We start from the raw sequence: 20,773 nt of genomic DNA on the forward strand, positions 1-20,773 counted from the left end.
AAAATAATTAATTTTAATAAATAATTATTTGTTAAGTGAGTGTTTGCTATTTTAGTATGAAAATAATTTTAAATCCCAATTAGTTTATCAGCATTTTCTTTAGAAACAACAATGCCGACACCATTTATATTAATAATAGCTTCTTGGCTATCTTTCCATTTGGCAAGCGTATCTTTTATTGGTGTTAAATAAGTTACACTAGTAATGCCGTAAACTTCAACAATAACGCTTTCATTTTCTTGATTTAGATTATTTTCTGTATCAGGCTCGGTTGTCAGATTCACTTTAACAAGGGCAAGACGTACATCTTCTGTACCGCCTAATTCTGCGCATAATTTATCTATTAAAGCTTGGTTTATTTGTGAATTATCCAGACTGGGTTTTTGATCCACAGAAGCGGATATTTTACTGACAGGGATTACACTGTCAGAAGCAATGATAGTTGTCATGTTGACTCCAATTCTACTTAATTTTTAAAATGCCAATCGGCCGGTTTTATTTAATTCAAGTATCACGGCCCGTTCTATATGTTTATTTTTTAGATTATTTTTCTATTGACTGGCATAAATAGGTTGGTTTGATTTTTCTGTTTATGATTTTACCGATAAATTAATAGCAAAGTACAAAGATAATCATACCTATGATTATCAGAAAAATAAATTAAAATGATTATTTTTTAGGTATATATTGTCTTGGTTATTTAATAACGTTTCTAGTATATGAGAATGACCATGTTGTATCCTGACTGTTGCAATAATGAAATAGAATCGAAAATTTATTGATATAATGGCACTTTCTTTTCAAGAAAGTTGCCATTATAGATTATTTATATAATCAATTCCTGCCTTATATTAATGATTATTGCAACTTGTTAATATCGAGATAGCTATCTCGGATATCAGGTTAGGCGCTATAAAACGGCGGATAGTGTAATTCGGACAGGCTATAACAACCGTTTTTTGAGTGAATTGATAACTTTAATACTATTACCGTTCTTGCCAGGGGAAACGATAGCATCCTCCGACAATACTTTAACGCTCACTTGGCCGTTATCATTAGCTAACAGCGCGTAGCTATAACCGGCTCTAATAGCGGGTTTTCCGGGTTTGATTTCATCATAGTTAAAAACGCTGACATTTTCTGCGGTATTGTCAATCACAACTGCCTGTTTTCCCATATAGGTAATAACACTCTGATCATACTCTGCAAAAATATTCACTAAATCGTTATTTTGTTTATTAACTGCAATTGGTTTGCTGTCCGATAAAAGGGCTTTATGACTCTGAGCGGTAGTGACAACACCATCCTGGCCGGTTCTCCATTCATCATCGCCCGGTTTTGGCCGGTATGGTAAGCAAAGAAATAATTATCCTTCACGGCATACACCATAGTGCAACCGCTTAACGCCCCTGACGTGACAATAACCGGATATCCCGGCCGAATATCTCGCAAGGCAATTTTTATTCCCACAGTTCCCGATGCGCCATTAACCACATTAATACCGGTAATATTGTGGTCTAATTTATTTTTTCCCCAATGCTTTCCTATAGCTCCTGAACCCGATTCTGAAGAGGTTACTTGATCACCACGAAATCCCGTAACAACATCATGAAAAGGGATCTCCTGACCAGAGTCACTATTTCTCAAAGAGCTAGCCTGCTCAAGCTGATTATTGCTATCATAACGATGCGCTATCACCGGTATATCGATTGGCGCATTATCACTACCCACCAGTAATCCCTTTCTCTTGAGCGGAGAAATATGCCCTTTATTAAGCTTATTATCTGCGGTGAAGTATTTTAACATTGATAATTCCTCTATAATAATTAAATTTTTTACCTTTAAGATTTATCTGATAATGATTGTTCAGATAATCTGATACTACGAATATAAATATTTAAATAATGCATCTATTTTCGATTGAGAAACAAACTCTCATAGGTGTTTCTTTAGTGCAATAGTTTTAGTTTACAGCATAATGTTATCTGTTTTTGTTTTGTTATTTAACTATGTGTATTTAATCATAAAGTTGAATAATGGGTATTTAATTGAGATCTATTTTCAGATTTGTCTTGTTTTTATTAATCAACGTTTTGGTGCAATAATTATCTGATTAATCAGAAAAATAACAAAATGTATGGATTTGAAAAATTAATTATCATTGGAAATAACGGGGGCTATATTATTAAATATAGCCCCCGGGTTTTACATATAAATTATGATATATTATTTAACGTCTATAATACTAAATCTCAGCTTAATGTAATAACTGTTTTCACTTTCACGCTTTAGATATAAATTATTAACATCTAGAATGCTTGTTTCAAGTTTCTCATTTTCTTCTCTTCCGGCTTTAAAATCTTGGGAATTGCTATTAATAATATTTGCCAGATAGATTCCTATCATGTTTAGATTTATAACCTTTATTGCCAATGAACGAAAACCTTCTGAATCATTGATTTCTAAAATGACATTTCCATCTGATTTCTCTCCGTTTTTAAAATGTAGGTGTTTTCCTACTGTTATTTCACTGAAATCAAGCAAGTTATTGCTATATACATTGAAGTTGGATAGAGAATGATTATCCAGTACTGTTTGTGTTTGCATTAATTCAGGGCTATCTTCTTCTCTGCCGGGTAAAAAGATATCATAATTTTCTTGTTTTAAAGAATTAGCAAAAGTGATAATTTTATCATCTGTTGTTATCACGCCAATCATATATTCGCTATAACTGAGAGTGTTATTACTATTGGTAAATAACATCGATGTTAAGAGGTATTTTATATCTCGCGGCTCATTAAGATATTCATTGACATTAATAGTGGAAATCTCTCGTTTAGTTCTGCTTGAACCCGCAGCTTTAGATTGTGGTAACGTTTTCAACTCTTTATTTTCCCAATATTTTTCATGTTCGTTTCTATAGCCGCGAGTGACTGCATAAGAACGAGTTGTACTTCTGGGTTTGCCGTTATCCCAGATTTCTCTACACGCTAATACATGAACATTTTCATAATTTTTCTCTTTAATGAATTCAATAAGGTCTTTAATACTGACTTTTTTATCAATAGGAACATTTGGGTTAATGCTTATTAAGTCAACAGCCGGTGTGCCATCATTTACCCTTATTACTGTTTTTCTGTTTTCGATTAATGCCAGAACATACTCTTTTTCTTTATCTTTTTCATACCATGAAAATTGATATTCTGCGACTTTTGGCACTGAACTATTTTTTAATTTTGAGGCGCTAATGCCTGTTGCATCTTCTGCCCTTAAATTTGTATGTTTTTCTATAATATTACCGATGTTCTTTAACTGTTCAAATTTCTTTTCAGTAAATAACGATTTTAATAAGTCATAATCTTTATATCTGTTAGGGAATGCTGTCCAGAATTTTTCATAATTTCCGCCAACCGCTGAATGAGGATTTAATTTATTAAATTCATTAACAAATCGTTCAATAAGTGGATCATCTAACCGGTATTCATCTGGCGCCCAAAATATAAGATTTTTATTTTTTGGAAATATAATTGGTCTGGCTGAATTCTCACGACCACCATGAGCGGAAAAAATAGCGGTTTTACTGGTAGCAGGATTTTCGTTTTTATCCCAGGCGGTATAGATATTGAATTTAGAGTTGGATTCATCAACTCCCACAGTATAATTTGAATCACTGTTGTCTAATATTTTAAATTTACCGACTTCTCCTTTATCCCTTAGTAGATAAAATGCATCCTGACGAGTATCCCCGGTCGGCGATCTAACAAATGTTTTAGGCCGATTGGCATTTTCGGTCAGTATCTTTTCTGATGAATTTGTTAATGCTTGAAATTTTCTATGTTTATTAATATAAGCCAGAGCATAAGCTGATCTGGCGACTCTGCCATTCCCGTCACCAAATGGATGAATTTCAATTAAAGTTGAATAGATAAGGAAAGGATCAACGCCATTAACGCTTTTTGTTCTTGTCAGATAATAAGGAAGAATCGTTTTGGATGATTCCATATGTGGAAATATTTGATCACCAAAACCACGATAATGTCTTAATGTAGCACCCGGCTTTAAACGATAGAGTTCATCGTGCAGTTGTGTCAATATATTAAAATCACTGATATCTTTGTCAATATATTTGGATAGTACTTTTGTGACATGGTGTGCGTCATTAGCGTTTGATGTACTTTTACTGACAATCCAATTGGCTGCTTTATTTAAATGACTGCTTCCTGAAATATCTTCAACATTAATTATTTTTCCTAGCTGATCTGAAAAGGTTAATTTATCGTCAAGGAAAGTTGATATATAATTAATTCGTTTCCTGTCATTTATTAAAGTATAACTTCTTGCTGCTACTTCATCTTCAAGCTTCCTGAATGATATTTTATTGATTGGACTCCCTTCATAATCTAATGTGATCGAATCCTTTATCATCTTATTAAGTTTTTCCCAGCCAACAATTTCAGCTAACTCTTTGGCCTCTTGCGTTTTCATCAGATGTGATTGTAAAACTTCTGTCTTTTTCTCAGTATTAAATCTTGACCAATATTTTCGATCAAAAAACCATTTATATCTATTGCGAATGTTTTCTAATCTCCACGGATTAGTGTTTGAACCGGGAATTTTCTTGACACTCTCTCTGGCTAATTGAGAATTTCCTCTATAATTAATGTTTATTTTTTTGATATTGAATTTATTAGTAATGTATCCACCGCTATTCTCAATTAACTTTGCGCCTTTAGCAATTTTTCTACTGATTTCCCGATTACTAAAAATTGCATGGAAAGCGGATGAAACAGCAAAATTAACCCAAGCCTCTTGTTGTAATGCGTGACTCTCCTCATTAGTGTTCACAATCGCTGATTGAATAAGTGGTATGATGGTATTGGCCGTAATAGTGGCTAAATAACCTTTGATCGGGCTGATAGGGAGAGTCATTGAGATAGCCTCGAAAAGCTGTCTGATTATATTAAGATAATAATCAGCTATAATTTCACTTTCCGTATAGCTTATCTCATCCATATGTTCTATATATTTATCAAGAAATTCGTCTACTGTTGTTCCTGTGGAACCAGAAAGTTTATTAATTCCTTCATTGATATAATATTTCACATCTTCATTGTTTCTAAATCTATTGATATATCTTTCATAATCACCGGTAACATCGTGCAATTTAATTAAAATATTTTCAATGTCGCTATTTAATAGATATTTTATATCTTTTCCACTATATTCAACTTTATTAAACTCTTTATGATTGATGTTTCTAATTAAATCATAAACTGTGAAATATTTAGTTATCGGTTTTGGTTGGTTTTTACATACATCAAATTTTCTATTAATCTTAGGCTTGCATTTATCAAGCATTCTCTTTGAAATAATAACAGTAACTCGTTGATCTAAACGAACACGATTACCAGAAATCTCTTTAACTCTAGATTCAATATACTGATAAGGTGATAATATTTTTGAAACCGTATCTTCTGCCTTTGCTAATCTTTGAAGTTTTGTAATAACGTTCTGATTAAACTCACCTATTTTATTACCTAAATCATTATTAAGCAGATCTTGCTGCATTTCAAATGTGATCCCTTCAGGGAAAATAATTTTTTGTTTAATATCATTTGATATATTACCTTTCAGTAATCCCAGAATCGAAACTCTAGCAATACTATCTTCAATTGCAAGGCAAGTTTCTATGTCAATATTAGAAGTAAGATTATGCTCCTGGCGCCACCCTTCAAAGTAATCAATCAGAACTATGTCATTAAGTTCTTCATTGTCAAAATTAGATTCATGATAACGATCCAACTCTTCGGAATATTTAGTCTTTAAATATTGTAACGAAGTATAGCCATAAAAATCATAATTATAAGGAATATGATTTGACATTACAGTAATAGAGTCAGCATCAGTTTCAAATTGCCGATTTTTATTAAAATAGATCATCTCCTCATATCTATTTTCTAACTCAGGTACTGAATAGGTTTGTTTATGAATATCCGTATGATGAAAGGCTCTGAAATACCTTGCATAAGGCACTTGTTCTACTCTCAATCTATGATAATTAAAATTTTTAGCGTGGTATATTTCATAAGCTTTGGTAAAGTCTTGTTCAGAGAAAATCGCGACAGGAATATCAGAATGATAACCGCTATAGGATTGTTCACTTATTTGATAATTAAATTTCATTTTATTGGTCTCTCTATTTTTTTATTGATGGTGTTTTATTGCATGATGAGTGTTTTTGCTATGTTTTTTGTTTGGCATATTTCCAATTATTAATTTCATAATGATAAATATATTAGGAGTAAATAATATATATTAGTTGTCATTGATATTTTTCCTATTATATCCAGAAACTTTTATATTTTTGGAGGTAAAGGTATCGGCTTCAATTCCACCTAAATCGGCACATAATTTATTTGTCAGAGCTTGATTAATTTGTAAGTTATTTAGGCTTGGTTTCTGATCCACCGAAGCAGAAATTTGGCTAATGGGTGTAATGTTGTCTTTAATATCTTGCAGTTTCATTGGTACGGTAATGGAATACATTAGAGAGAGTCGGGGGCGATTACCGAGAGCTTGCCAAAAGTTACCTAGACTATTTAGATTTTCCTGTTGTGGAATAATCCGGGTATAGGCGCCAGGAATGCCGGTTAATTGGCGGTTGTTAATTAATGCATTCAGAACACGAGTCATCACTTGCGCCGCTTGGTTATTGGGTTGGCTATCTGGGCTTGAACTGTCGCTTGAAGGTTTATTCGCATCCCAGTAAGTGATTAAATAGTGACAATTGATATTAACCCATCCCGGCAATAGTGTGCTGGTCATCGGGTTATAACGTCTTGGTTCAGCAGAGCGTAATTGTAAATCTTCATTGATGTCATAAAGAAATACACTGACCGTCGGTTCCGATTGAATGGAATTAATTTCAGGTAGATCAAAACGGATATCAATTTTATTGCCATTGATATTTAGATACTGGGATAAAACAGTATTTAATGCGTTATTTACTTCAATAATCGCATTGTCAGAAGCAATTAGGGTTGTCATATTTATTCCAATTTTGTTGAATTTTTAGAAAACCAGTCGGCCAGTTTTATTTAGTTCGAGTGTAACGGCTCGATTTAGATGTTTATTTTCGATTTGGTCACAGTGGTCATTTTTCGCTAACATTGAGGCTAATAGCGCAATATTTCTGATATTAGCCCCGGTTAAATCAGCTCGTTTAGCCAGATGGGTAAAATCAATGGTATCGGATAATTTAATTTGTTCCGGCCAAATGACTTGCCACATTTTCTTACGTAATATTTCATCGGGATAAGCAAAACGGGTAATAAAGGTAAAACGGCGATTAAAAGCACTGTCTAAATGGCTGCGATTATTGGTGGCTAAAATTACTAATCCCGGATAACTTTCCAATCTTTGTAATAAGTAGGAAACTTCAATATTAGCATGTCTGTCTTGAGCATCCTTGGTTTCACTGCGTTTGCCAAATAAAGCATCGGCTTCGTCGAAAAATAGCACGCCGGAATCCGCTTCGGCCAGATCGAAAATCCGGGAGATGTTTTTTTCCGTTTCGCCAATATACTTATTCACCACGGTAGAGAGATCCACTTTAATTAGATCAACGCCAAGATGACCGGCGATCACTTCGGCAGCCATCGTTTTGCCAGTCCCGGATTCTCCATAAAATAGCGCACTAATACCGGTGCCATAACCGATTTTTTCCTGAAAGCCGGTAGCCAGAATTTGGTCACGGTAATGAATGGCGGCAATAATCTCTTTTAATTGTTGGGTTAATGCGTCTGAAATGACTAAATCATTAAGGCTGCGTTTAGGCGTTATTCGTTGCGCTAATTTACCGAAATTCTGTTGAGCACGGAAACTTAATGCTTTACGCAGATCGGTTTCTTCCAATTGACCTTCCGGTTGTCGGAGTATTTGGTATTGATTCGCTTCTATAAGGATTTGCGGTAATGTTTCTGCGGTGAATGAAAAACGTTGGCATAGCTCAGTAATATTTATTTTCTGAACGATATTATCCGATAAACTTGCTTCCAGCATGGTTTTTTTATCCGCCAGAGTCAGTACCGGCATATTAATTTGCACTATTGGCAGGTGTTTAATCCACATTAGTGAATCTTGTGGTTCTGCCAGACAAACTACACGTAATTTTGGTTGATTTAATAAATCGGATAATTCGCTATGTAATATTTTCTTTTCATCTTTGAGCAAAGAAAAATTGCGAATTAATAAACAGACATCGTGTAATCGTGTTTCCCGTACTGCATCTATCAGCAAGTTAGGATTACTTTCCTCCGGCAGTTGAGCTAAGTCTAGAGTTAAGGTATTGATATTATGAAATGCCATAATATTGCTTACCGCTAATTCTCTGGCGCTATCTTGTTTTCCTCTGAGTATTACCAGCGGGCGTAGTTCATCGGTTTTATTTAATAATATTTTTTCAAGTGAACGGTAAAGGGGTTGTGGATACCAACCGTGTGAGGCAGAAGCATGCCAATAAGCACAAGTTGTCAGTGGCGGTAAAATAACCCGTTGGCCTGATAAGAAATGCCAAATAGTGCTGTGAGTTAGAAATTGAGTTTGTAACCAAATAGGCTCTTCGTTGTTATTAAGCCGTAATAGTTGATGACTGATTAACGGTGTTTGCGGCAGAAGGCTATTTTGTAGTAATTGCCGATCACTTTGGCGTTGGCTAAATAATTCAATTGCTAAGGCAAAACTCGGCCACTGTTTTTTGCTGTTACCGTGCAGAGCAGCAAATAACGCATGATAACGGCTATCGAAATGGGGTAATAAACCTAATAATAAAACATCCCGTTCAAATTCAGTGAGTTCAAAACGTTCAACTAATTGTGATAATGCATTGGGGTTTTCTTCGATTTCAGGGAAATTAATAATATCATCTTGTTTAGTGATCCAATGAGGAATGCCTTGTGGCTTTGTCAGACGCTGGTTTAATTCATCTTCGGTAAGGAGAAAACTCTCCGGTAAATAATCGTATTTTTCTCCATTTTGGTAATAGTAATGTTGTAATCGCAGATCAATGCGTTCCAGATGAGGGTAAATCCAGTGTAACTCTGTTGCCATGTAATGGTTGTTTTTGAGTAGAGAGTTCATATAAACCTGTTAAATATTTTGCCAGTCGATTAATAAAGAGCGATCCAACCAGGGAAGTTTGGCGATATTTAATGGCCACGGCCAGTCAGCCAGCAATGCATCAAATGGCTGTTGCTGGATGGTGATTTTGATTTCTTGCTCGTTTGTCAGCAATTCTCCCGGTCGTTGTAAAAATAGTTGGCGGACATCATTACGGCTTAATTTTTTCCAGCCGGGAAGTTGAGCAATAACGGTATCCAACCATTGCTCTGTTATTAATTGTTTCTCTGGTTTAAGTGAGATTGATTCACTGTTTTCATCAGCCGTTAATCCGCACAGAACGTTATTGAATCTCTTACGTTTTGTCGGTGTTTCTTCGGTTCCCCAAATCAGATAGTCAAGGCAATTAACAGCACTAAATTGTGCTTGGCGATGGATAAATTTTTTCCCTTCAAGTAGGTCAAGTTGATTAAATAATGCGGGTAGTATCGGCCATAGTATTAATATCCCGGCATTATTGACTTGGCGTGGAGAGTTTGATGCTGATAGTATTTTTTGGTTTTCTGTGATCACCTTCTGATTTACCAGAGGTTGATGTTGCTGAATATCTGAAAAATTAATGTTATTCGTGGTTGATTTTTTACCGGGTGTATTTTTATCTATATGGTTTGGCATAAAGCATTCCAATAGATATTGGTATTCTTCAACCGACAGATGTTTTTGGCAAAGCCGTGAAACAGAAACGGTTTGCCAGAGTTGTTTTAGCCAACTATTTAATGGAATATTGTGGTTCATAGCTTGGCGAAATAATTTAATAACATATGTGGCATTAAGTACACCGTTATTAAGTTCAGTTGTAATATGTGAAATGATTTTTGTATTGGGTTTAGGTATTTCCTGAATATTATGCCGCTGTAGATATTCCAGTGCATTGAGTATTAGTTGTGCGGAGGAGACTAGCTCCTCCTGATATTGTGGTTTGTTTGCTTTTTCGGATAATCTACGATTAATGGTAATTAATAAAGCGGGTTGTTTGATAGCCAAAAGTCGTTGTATACCGTGTTTAGATAGGCAGCTTTTTGCCAATGGCAATATCCATTTGTTCTCTATTTGTGCTAATTGATGAATAAGTTTATTAATCTGAATGTCTTTATTGTGCGTTATTATCTCCATTGTATTGGGTTGGAAATCTTGTTGATATAAAAAGTGAATAAAATTCTCCGCGTCAATTGAATTATTATTGCAGAATGCGGAAGAGTTATCGGTGAATTCATTAGATGTTGGCTTATTCAGTAGAATTTCTTCCTGATGGTTATTTATCTGATATTGGCTAAGTGCTTTATTCAACTCAACCTTGAGGAGTGCAGGAAATAATGAATTAAAGTCATGGAAACTTATTTTACCAAGGTTCAGGGTTAATTTCTCTAAAGAGATACTTTGATGAATATTATATTCATCAAAGTATGAATTGAGTAATTTATGTATATTGTCCTGATTAAGCAGGGAGCCATGCAATACTTTTTTAGCTACCTGTTGATTATTAGCTGAAATAGTAATGATAATCCGATTTAACAGATTTGGCTCCGAAGTCATATTGATATTTCCTTGGTAATTAGCAGGTAATAGGTAATTTAATTTTGTATTTGTAGAATAGAATTAAAGTTTCATAATAAAGGCTAATAAGTAATAAGGGGGAATTACATCAACTTTATGCTCATGTGAAGGGGATGATGCCGTTGCTGGATGATTATGTCCTTCTCCTCCGCCTGTGCTTGATGTGTATGCACAACGAGAGCCGGGCTGGTCATAACGCATTACTGTATCATTATAATTATGTAGTAGGTCACCATAGCCTGAGTAGACATCCCCATATCGCATTCCTCTAGCATTATAATAAGCCATACCTCCAATATGGTTGTGACTAGGTATTTGTGCTTCTGTTAATGTAGTTTCTTGTACATGAATAGTGACAGAAACTTTAGTTGATGTTGTATCTCTGTGATATTTTTTATTATTACCACCCCCACTGGCTTTATTACTGCTTTTCCCTGTTTCAGAAATAGTTTCACCACACATCACAAAACGACTTCTTAAATCTGGGGTTCCATTACTACCATCACAAAAAGCCCAACCTGTAGGAGCGCTATCACCAGAAAACATTACAATCATTCCTCTGGGGAGTACTTTATTGGGATCAATACTGACACCGTTTGAATTAACCGTGATACCGTTACCGGCTTTGACAGATACTGTCTGGTTACCTACAACAATGCCATCACCCTGACCAACGGTTATTCCATTAGGTTTATCAACCAATCCATCATTAAGTTCTACAGAAAAAATATCATTCACTAGTCTTAATCGAGAATAGCGGTTATCATTGGTAGCTCCTATTTTTAAACTGACACCGTTATTGTCCACTTTAATACCATTGCCTGCTTTAACTTTTACCCCTTCATTAACTATTTCAATACCGTGATGATTATCGACCTCAAGCTTGTTATTGTTAATTTTCAATCCTCTGCCGGTATTGACTGCTAATCCACTATTATCAGACAACAGGCTTTTATTCTTGATTTTTACACTTAATCCATCTTTATCTGTCTTTAAACCGCCGTTGTCGTTAAGTTTTACTGCTAGTGCATCGTTATTATCCAGTTTCAGGGCTGAATTTGGATTATCCGTTTGACCTGGAGCTTTACCAACAGCCCGGCGCCCCATATCAGCAATATTAATCAGATCGGCATAATCGGTTTGTAATGGAATACTGCCTTCTTTAAAGCGTCTTTTTAAATCATCTGCTGATGGGCCATTTGATTTGATATTTTCCATATTAGATTTTTTTTCCATTTTTATTATCCTATATTGTATGGTATTAAATTATTGACATTTAAATATTTTTTAGATTTTTCTGTATAATTAAACAGGAAAAGATATTTAATCTTAAAGTAAGTTTTTTGTTGTGCTATATTAATTTGTTTTTATATTGGATAAATTAATTTCTATTTTTGCTATTATCTTTAATAATAATTGCATTAAGTTTAGCCATGCCTCCGGTATAAGGTACATATAATAATTGATCACTTTTTATGACTGATTCATTCCATTTATCTCCAGACTCACCAATGACCTCGGTACGTTGCTGTTTAGTAGCAATTCGCATATTACCAATACCGGTTGCATCAGAAGGCAGGCGTCCCAAGGTTAAGGTCTCTAAAATATGGTATGCCTCGTCTCCTAAAGGCGCATCATTGTTTTGCCAGCGTTTATAGGTGCTGGCAAAATCTTTAAAATGTTCCGGTGATAACCAGTGAATAATCATTGAAATATGCGCGGGGAATTCAGCTAATATTTCTGTTTTCACCCAAGATTCCAACTTATAAGGATCAACTTTGTCATTCTCAATTAACTGACGATTCACTACTACGCTAACCACAAATGAAAAGCGGTCGGCCAAAGCATATTTTTCGCTGGAGAAATACCAACGATAACGCCATGCTTCGGCCTCTTTTGGAAAGTTTTTATTCCGTGAGCCTTGGTTGCGTTTAATTAATATCTTACCTTGAATACGATTAAATTTAACGACTCGTGCTTTGAGTTCATATTCGGGTGGTTCAGCGAGAACGGTACGAGCTGATATTTTTGAGGCTGGCCCAGATGGGGTAATCACATATTTCAGGGTGATTTCATCATTTTCTTCAATCATAGCAGGGAAGGGGCTTTGAGCACTGGATGTAATCCAACGTTGATCTTCGGTAGCATTTTTATATGTCTCGTCGGCATAAACCAATTGATAATCCATATCTTCCAGCCATACTGGGCTATTTTGCCAGCGCAGATTACCATCATTAAATTTCTGTCTTATTCTGTCCAGATTGCGTTCCAAATCGCTGCTGTTACGTGTACTAAGGGAAAAGGTATCTCCTGTTACTTCGGTGATCATTTGGCTCCGTAATATAAACTCTCTATCATCTTCAATAATAATCAGATTAATTACCTGACCTTGTAATAACTGACCTGCAATACCTTGCTGTGTGATGATGAGTTGATGATTTTTAGAGCCTGAATTCTCTTCAATTATCTTTAGATCGTCAGGTTTTTGTTTATCGTCGAATTTGGTATCGGGTTTTATCGGCAAAAGTTGACGGTGTTCAATTAAATAAAAAGGCAGGCCATCCAGATTAGGTGTTTTACTGAAACATTCCCCACCTAAACCCAAGCGGGCGGCAATTCTTTTTTGTAGCGCCGACACTTGATCAATCCGAATATTATTACGTTGATAGGTCAGTTCCGGTTGTTGAGCCAGATAGCCGCGCTGAGTAGACAAAAAGTCTTTGAAACCCAGTAGTGAGTTTGATGTAAGTGGTCTGGCGGCAAGTTGAGCGCCAAAATAGCCCAACAGATAATTCAGAATTGTCGCCTCTTTTATATAGTTTGGCTTCTGAATATGGTTATCAATATAGATTTGTGAATCGTGGCTTAGTTTTGCGGTTAAATAAGGAATGACTTGTTGGTGAACACGATGGCTGACTGTACCCGTTTTAAAAGGCCATTGCACACCGTGTACTGTTTCTCCCCGTTGTTTAAAGGCTAATAGTTTTGGTAAAAGGGCGAGTTCGGCACAGCCGTTAGCCAGCATTTGTTCAAAAGGGAGCATAAATTGGTGCAACTGTATTTGCTGTTGGTTGCTGGCATAGGTCTGCAATCCATAGCAAGCGGGTAATTTATTGCTTATCGGATAGTAATCCAGAACTTTACGATATTTACCCCAATGCAGTAATTCAGGTTGTGTATTAATCAGTGGTTCTGTAATAAGCTGTTTCTCTACATCTTGTTTGGAAACGCCAATTTTAACGCCCCCTTTGGCAATAATGGTAAGCGGGCTGTTTGTTGAGGTAATTAATGTCAGTGGGTCGTTACCCCATAATCTGGGGTAATATCCTTGAGCGATTTTCCAAGACCAATTATCGTCCGATAATTGAGTAATGGTTTCGTCGTGATTAGCTAATGCCAGCCGGGTGACACTTTGCACACCTTTAATAGCCAATAATCGGTTAACCAGACGACTTAGATTTAATACGGTAGAGCCGGTGTAATTTTTGGCTTGAGGCAAGGTCGGTATCCAACCGTGATGTAAATAAGGGCCGGAAAATATCTCTTCATGATTGTAACCCTGATCTTTCATGGCCTGAGTGGTATAACGTTTGGGTTTTGCCAGCACCATCTGTTCCGCCGTCATATAAACTTGGGCGAAGATATCAGGAAGATCAATGACGTTATCTTCAAGTTCAATATCAATCTGCAAGGGGAGATCGGTAGGTTGCAGCCAGATAATATTGCTGATGAATTCCCCCAGATTACGGTTATCTTTTAGGAAAGTTTTCAGCCTCTCCTCAGCCAGTGTTTTATTAGTTTCAGTTTCCCGACCAGGCAGTAAATAGAGCCAATAATTTCCTCTCAGAGCTAATTGGCTATCTGATCCGGAGTTTTTAAAGCTATATTCACGTTTTTCTTTGTTATACCAATATTCATAGCGTTCGTTTTCAGGTTCACGAATTAATTGGACATCATTAAAGAAAAAATAACTTTCGTTTGTTTCATTAACCGTGTCGCTGCTATGTAAATCCAATAAAGCCCGGCGATAATCTTCCGCAGTGATCGGGCCACAGGTTAGCGTTTGTTGTGGGCCAAATTCTTGGGGGAAAATACCGTCGCCGGGTGTTTGGTCCTCTGGTCTTGGCGTTAGAAGGTCTCTCAGCGGTAATGTGTGGCGATAGGCCAGATCGGAAGCGCCATAACAACAGGCTTCCAGTAAGGTGATGCCGGGATCGTTTTCACTGGTATTGCTCCAATATTGGCCGGATTGTTGCTCAATCACCGTTTTGGCCTGAGCAAGTAGGGCATCGAAGGTAATATCGTCTTTGACGATGGGAAACAGGGCATCCTGATGACTCATTGGTTAGCTCCTTGGTTTGAGGGACGCTGTTCTGACCAGACTAAAATCAGCACTTCATTATCGGCAGCCTCGATCGCGACTCGGTTAGCGATGGTTAGGCTTAAATCGGTGACGCGTTCCACCAGAGGAGATTGCTGGATGGTGGCTAACAACTGGTAGTAATCAATGCGATTACCGACTGTCACGCCGATAGTGGCATTTTCTCCCCACGGCATATATTTTCGGCTTAATTGCTGTTGTAGCTGGTGATATCCGTAGTCAGGGTTAACGCCTGCGATAAAGGTCACTTGGTAGTTCACATTAACGTCAATGTAGGTGGGATTGTTGATTTCAATCGTTGCCCAAGGGCTGCTGAGTTGTTTGATCCATTCGACCATCTCCGCCAGCCGAGCGGGGTTTAACGTTGGACGCAGCGCATCATCGTTATCTTTGTAACGGCTGTCAGGGATCACAATCAGTTGTTGTTTTTCCGGTGCCGGGATTTTGGTTAATTCACCGGCAGACGGGTATTTGACATCAAACAGGCTGACAAATTGTTCTTTTAATAAGGTGACAATGTTGCCCCAACTCAGCGCCCGGTTACGGTGAGATAACCGAGCCGGGAGCCGCGTCAGGAAGGCTTGTTCTGTTTCTTGCGGATGACCATCCCAAGAGGCCCAAGGTTGAGTGACGCCACTGATTGCAGGGGATGCATTGACCGGTTGTTTAATGCTGTCGGCGGCTAATCCGTTGATAAAGTGATCCTGTTCAACGGTGTCTGCGTTGACTAATGTCGCCGTGGCGGCGTTATACAACAAGCCCTTAATACGTGGATAATCTTGAGGATCGGTCTGATGAGTTATCTCGGCTTTCAGCCAGTAACGTCCCGTCGGCATCAAAGCCGCCTGATTTGCAGCATCCTTTGGCAATAAGGTGCGCCAGATACCCCGGTCAGACAAGTTATGAGTTTGATCGTGAACCAGTTGATTGATTGGCTGCCAGATATTTTTCTGGTTTAGATAAGACCAAGATAAATTAAGTGCTTTGACACCTTCTGACTGCCAGTATAAAGATAAAGTTTGCCCCGGTAATACATTGGTAAAGCCTAAGTAGAATGTGTCATGGGTTAATGACGATATATTTGCTTCGCCCCAATTCAGGTGGTCAGATTGAACCTCAAGATCATTGGATTTTTCGCTAAAAAGTTGAATGCCGTTTTTGGGGAATTCAATGTTGTCTGAGTCGCTTAATAGTATTGCTGATTTCCAGACATTATCAACTTTCCGATACCAACGCAGATCGGTTAACTTTCCCTGATTCGCCAGTAAATCCGTATCAGATGCATATTGTAACGGATTACCGGTATTGTCTTGCCCCGCATCAAACAGTGTTCCCTTGGCTACCAGAAATTCTGGGTTGTCAGTATTCAGAGTAATTTCGATAGCAACTTTATCCGCTTGCGCTTTTTTGGGTTTTAGCCCCAATAATTCTCGGTAATAAAGACTGCGGTGCCGGGCCGGAAAAGTATTTAATAATCGATTGGTTGTTTCTAATAGCTTTAAAAAAGCCAAGATAAATGCTTGATGTGCCGGTAAAAGGCCATCTGTTTTATTTGCATTTTGGTAAATATCCGCCAATTGTTGCGGATTATTTTCTTGAATAAAGTAAAAACTATCCCAGAACTGTTTTTTCTCTTGATCGAAAGGGATTTCTTTTGCATAAGTTTTAAGCCAGTTTAAAATATCCAGCGTACTTCTTTCATCAAGTTTAAATGCAGTATCCGGCACAATAGCAGAGAGTTTATTTTCTAACTCGGCTTGTCCCATATTTTTATTACCTGTTATTTAGAATAAAGTTGAAGAGGTTATTTATCCGGCAGTGACCGCATATTGGCTGGCAATAAAACGGCCTTTGCCCATACTGGGGGCTGTCACATCCGGGCCGCTCGATGGATTATTGGCCGGTTGTGACGGGGTAAAACGGGCGATAAATTGTTGCCCGACCACAATTACCGTGGCAGGGCTACGGCAGAAGTTTACTTGCTGGCTGGCATCCAATTGAGCAATAGTGACTATTCCCATGCCGGGGACCGGGTGGCTCGGGGTAATATATTGCGCCTGAAACTGGACCTTTTTTTCATCACCTACTATGACGATTTTTTTGCCTTGGATTTGCGCGTGTCCGCTACCGCGGATGGTCGCTGGCCCCAAAATGGTGACTTGCCGATTGCCAAATAAGGGTTCGAACAGCAAAGTGTTGCCATCCACCACCAGTTGCTTGCTCATAGACTCACCTGTACTCGGCCTTCATTAACTTCAAGGGCGCCTTCAATCTGCTGGCTGATTTCGCTGCCTCGCAGGGTGTAAGTGACCTGAATATGCAGGGTGTTAGGCACGTCTGTTCTTTGGTTTACTTGGATCTCGTTGATATCGGCGCGGGGTTCATAACGCAATACCCGTTCTTCAATCCGAGTCTGAATTTCTGCCATCATTTCGTCACGGATATTGGCGAACAGATAATCACTCAGGCCGCAACCATAATTTTCACGCATAATCCGTTCGCCGGGTTCGGTAAGAAAAAGAATTTTCATATTTTGACGAACGTTTTCCGCCCCTTCCGCCATTGTGACGCCGGTTGCTATTTCAGGATGCGCACTATATTTATATGTACTATATTTATACGTACTATCTTTAATAGAAAAATTTTTAATAGAAAATTGCGGCGGAAAGGCCCAACCCCGACCATAAATGTCGGTTAATGCTGTTTCGGTTAATGCTTTATTGACTAATGCTTTGTTTGTCATCTCATTACCTTATTATTGGGTTAGATTAATCTTCGTGCCTTTAATATCAACCCCAGATTTCCCGGAAGCGGATAGCGATTTTTCGGCCGCTATTTTAATTTCTTGAGCATGGGTAATAAGATTCTTAGCAGAATTAAGCGTGATATCTTTATCCTGTTGCAAAGATAAGGTATTTTTTCCGCTATTTAATGCGAGGGTATTCTCTTTATTATCGAAGATTAATGCCTGTTGATTTTCCCCTTGTTTAATCACTAAGGTTTTCATTTGATTTTTTTCACTCGGTTCTAATGGTGCTTTGTTTTTCGGGTTATGCATCGAGCCTAATATCACCGGGAAGCGAGGATCACATTCAAAGAAGCCGATAATCACCTCATCTCCCGGTTCCGGGTAAAAGCAGAAGCCGCTTTCATGACTGGCGTAAGGTTTACCCAAACGGGCAAACAGGGTACCGTTGGTTAAGTTTAACGCCGGTATGTTGACCGGAATACGGCCTAGTGACTGGCTATCTCGCTGATATTTTTCCACGATCCCGACGTGTAGCTCTTTCGCCGGTGATATAACTTGCTCGGTTTCCGGTAATAGCCCCAGAGTTAGCCGAGTGCGCCAGCCTTGCCGTTGATTGATGGTGTGACTGACGCCGGTGATAATTGCCTGACCATCCATCCCTTGACCAAAGCCGCTTAAGGCCAGAACATCACCGGCTTGATAACGGTTATCTCCTTCGACCTCAAAATTCCCAGAGACGTTATGACTGCGGCGGTTATTCAGAATGCCTTGAGCAAGATGTTTGGCTTGTTCATTGCCCAACGGATAGCTGAAAACCCATTGCCATTCTTGGTTGGTTAATGATGTCAGGTTGTCTATGGCGAGTTGATTGTGACCAAGGTCGCTGCTTTTTGCCTGATGAGCTGGAGACAGTTTTTGTTGAGCGACATCCCAAGATTGCACACTCACGGTTTTGGGGCTGCGTTGGTTATCCCATTGCAGATTCGCTTCAAATAACACGATATCCTGATGGTTGGCTCGCTGGTGGATGGTATGTATAGTTGACCGATTCAGTGATTCCGGGACGACTAGCGTCACGCTGTCGTTGCCGGGCAGCAGCCAGATATGAGTCGCGAGTAGCCGATTTTTTAGAAAAGCCCAGTCATTACAGCGAAACTGTACCATTTGCTCATGCACCGTTTTAAGCTGAGGCGCTGGTTTTATGGTGACAGGGATACCCGCTTGGCTAAACAACTTCTTGATAATCGCCTCATCACTCTGTTTGTTGAACAGTTGCGAGTGGAAGTTGTGAGTTAATTTTTGCAATGGATGCTTGGCGATCAGAGTAATAATGCTGTCCTGACCTTTCAGCCCTAATGTTTGCCGAACGATGATCCCCTTAAACACTACAGTTTTTTCTATTTGCACGCTAAGTTGATGATTGGGGCGGCAACTTGCCAGTTCAGCTTGCGCTTTGGCATCAAAGATATGACTGGCATCACCGGCGATCCCCAGCGTGATGTTGGCCGAGGGGATGCCATTAATATGATGGTTTACTGTCAGGCTGATAACCGTAAAGTGGTTAAGCGTTTTACCGCCTATCTCGAGTGTTATCACAGGTATCTTCATGCATCCCTCTTGGCTTGCAGGGTTTGTCCGGGGGTGAAATCGTCGAGATTATCCAGTCCGTTTTGCCAAGCCAGCGAGAGATAATCAATCCCGCCTGCCAAAGAAGCTCCGGCGCCTAAGGCAATCAACGGCAGGGAGAGCATATCGGTTACGTTAACCGCAGTAGACGGGGGTGATTTTAATTGCTGTTCGGTAGCTTGAATCACAAAGCTTTCATCTGCCGCCAGAGATAGGGTAGCGCTGGCCCGCAATGGCGTGGCGTCCCGGTCAAATAGGGTGTAACTGATGCTAAGGCCGCTAGCACGGCAAGCAAAATAGCCTTTGTTCTCCCAACGCATTTTGCCCCATTTGATTTTCAGGAAGTGGGGAACGTGAGTACTGGCATCCACGGCACACAAGGCTTTTAGCGTTGCCAATTGGGTTTCTACCGGGGTGTTGTTGCCGGGCATGGCGGCGTCAAATAACAGAACTAATGACAGGCCAGCCGGTTGGGATAATACATAGCGGCTGCTTTGGCTGGTGCTGTTAATGCTTTCATCTTGCTGATAACGGGTTTGATAATCGAGCTGGATGGCATCGGGGTTATACATTGCCTGTAAACTGCCTACCGAGATTTTTCCTTCTCGATCCTTGAAAGCGGTGAGAGTGAGTTTGGACAGGCTGCGTTCAATTAAGCTCATAATGACCTCCTGCTTCACGCAATGCGTCTAATACTTCCCGTTTCACTATCTCAATCAGGCGGGCATTATCCAGCGTTTCCTGCGCCAGTGTACGCGGCGCGAACGAGTGACTGGCTGAATCGGTGACTTTGGCCTGAATAATCAGCTCGTTAATTTCGACGGTCATGCTTTCACTCCTAACCAGCGCATATCCTGATAACGTAATTCCAGCGTATTCACCAGAACCGTATTGCTATTGGCATCAAGGTCGCCGGTGGACCAGCGAACCGGCAGGGCGTTACTTAACGTCCAGCTCGCTACGGGAATTGAATGTTCATTCAGTAGCATGATAACCACATCGGCATACACTGCTTTCTCGCCGCGCAGGACGCGATCAAACACCCAAGTCAGCGGCGTGATGGTCATAACGCCACGTTCCAGAACCAAATTGCCGTGCTGGATCTTCTCCGCTAGCCAAACGTTTCTGGCGTTTTCTCCACCCTGGCTGTGTTGGGTGGTTTGCAATTCACGGCTGAGTCCCGATATACGCTGGAAAGCAATGTCGAGTGGGCTAGGAATATTGTTAAACAGAAAACTGGCGATAAAACGGTGTGACACCGACGGGGTGGATAAATTGTTCATATT

General features: G+C 38.9%; 13 protein-coding genes and 2 pseudogenes. All 15 read right to left on the bottom strand.

Annotation, left to right across the window (positions count from 1 at the left end; genetic code table 11):
- Window positions 1-68: 68 nt before the first annotated feature.
- Complete coding sequence (locus B0X70_RS08585) at window positions 69-449, bottom strand: hypothetical protein (protein ID WP_181148626.1); 381 nt, start codon at window positions 447-449, stop codon at window positions 69-71.
- A 494-nt stretch (window positions 450-943) separates the two neighbouring features.
- Window positions 944-1,806: pseudogene (locus B0X70_RS08595) on the bottom strand (cytotoxic necrotizing factor Rho-activating domain-containing protein).
- A gap of 420 nt (window positions 1,807-2,226) precedes the next feature.
- Window positions 2,227-6,183, bottom strand: coding sequence for a putative adhesin (locus B0X70_RS08600; protein ID WP_217471307.1), 3,957 nt, complete (start codon window positions 6,181-6,183; stop codon window positions 2,227-2,229).
- A 201-nt stretch (window positions 6,184-6,384) separates the two neighbouring features.
- Window positions 6,385-7,047 (bottom strand): annotated as a pseudogene (locus tag B0X70_RS08605) (Pvc16 family protein); the annotation flags it as partial.
- 24 nt (window positions 7,048-7,071) lie between these two features.
- Window positions 7,072-9,138 (bottom strand): ATP-binding protein, encoded by a 2,067-nt coding sequence (locus B0X70_RS08610; protein WP_217471308.1) that lies wholly within the window; start codon window positions 9,136-9,138, stop codon window positions 7,072-7,074.
- A 9-nt stretch (window positions 9,139-9,147) separates the two neighbouring features.
- Window positions 9,148-10,710: a contractile injection system tape measure protein gene (locus tag B0X70_RS08615; RefSeq protein ID WP_036806990.1), complete on the bottom strand. Its 1,563-nt coding sequence runs from the start codon at window positions 10,708-10,710 to the stop codon at window positions 9,148-9,150.
- 63 nt (window positions 10,711-10,773) lie between these two features.
- Window positions 10,774-11,967 (bottom strand): tail fiber protein, encoded by a 1,194-nt coding sequence (locus tag B0X70_RS08620; RefSeq protein ID WP_040149130.1) that lies wholly within the window; start codon window positions 11,965-11,967, stop codon window positions 10,774-10,776.
- Window positions 11,968-12,112: 145 nt separating this feature from the next.
- The gene (locus B0X70_RS08625) at window positions 12,113-15,073 is read right to left on the bottom strand and encodes a baseplate wedge protein (RefSeq protein ID WP_217471309.1); all 2,961 of its coding nucleotides are present in this window, start codon (window positions 15,071-15,073) and stop codon (window positions 12,113-12,115) included.
- Entirely contained in the window at window positions 15,070-16,878 is a 1,809-nt protein-coding gene (locus B0X70_RS08630) for a baseplate J/gp47 family protein (protein WP_217471310.1), read from the bottom strand. Before B0X70_RS08630 ends, B0X70_RS08625 begins: the two co-directional genes overlap by 4 nt.
- A 42-nt stretch (window positions 16,879-16,920) precedes the next feature.
- Window positions 16,921-17,337 carry a contractile injection system spike tip protein gene (locus B0X70_RS08635; protein WP_217471311.1) on the bottom strand — a complete coding sequence of 139 codons (417 nt, stop codon included), beginning with the start codon at window positions 17,335-17,337 and terminating at the stop codon, window positions 16,921-16,923.
- On the bottom strand, window positions 17,334-17,855 hold the full coding sequence (locus B0X70_RS08640; protein ID WP_217471312.1) for a GPW/gp25 family protein: 522 nt from the start codon (window positions 17,853-17,855) through the stop codon (window positions 17,334-17,336). Before B0X70_RS08640 ends, B0X70_RS08635 begins: the two co-directional genes overlap by 4 nt.
- A gap of 12 nt (window positions 17,856-17,867) precedes the next feature.
- Window positions 17,868-19,469: a phage baseplate assembly protein V gene (locus tag B0X70_RS08645; RefSeq protein WP_217471313.1), complete on the bottom strand. Its 1,602-nt coding sequence runs from the start codon at window positions 19,467-19,469 to the stop codon at window positions 17,868-17,870.
- Window positions 19,466-20,149, bottom strand: a complete 684-nt coding sequence (locus B0X70_RS08650) for a CIS tube protein (protein WP_040149124.1) — start codon at window positions 20,147-20,149, stop codon at window positions 19,466-19,468. The genes B0X70_RS08645 and B0X70_RS08650 overlap by 4 nt, the downstream gene beginning before the upstream one ends.
- Window positions 20,136-20,315 (bottom strand): DUF5908 family protein, encoded by a 180-nt coding sequence (locus tag B0X70_RS08655; RefSeq protein WP_040149123.1) that lies wholly within the window; start codon window positions 20,313-20,315, stop codon window positions 20,136-20,138. The genes B0X70_RS08650 and B0X70_RS08655 overlap by 14 nt, the downstream gene beginning before the upstream one ends.
- Window positions 20,312-20,770 (bottom strand): phage tail protein, encoded by a 459-nt coding sequence (locus tag B0X70_RS08660; RefSeq protein WP_040149122.1) that lies wholly within the window; start codon window positions 20,768-20,770, stop codon window positions 20,312-20,314. Before B0X70_RS08660 ends, B0X70_RS08655 begins: the two co-directional genes overlap by 4 nt.
- Window positions 20,771-20,773: the final 3 nt, after the last annotated feature.

Origin of the sequence: Photorhabdus akhurstii, assembly GCF_019090985.1 — a bacterium.
Taxonomy (GTDB): Bacteria; Pseudomonadota; Gammaproteobacteria; order Enterobacterales; family Enterobacteriaceae; genus Photorhabdus; species Photorhabdus akhurstii.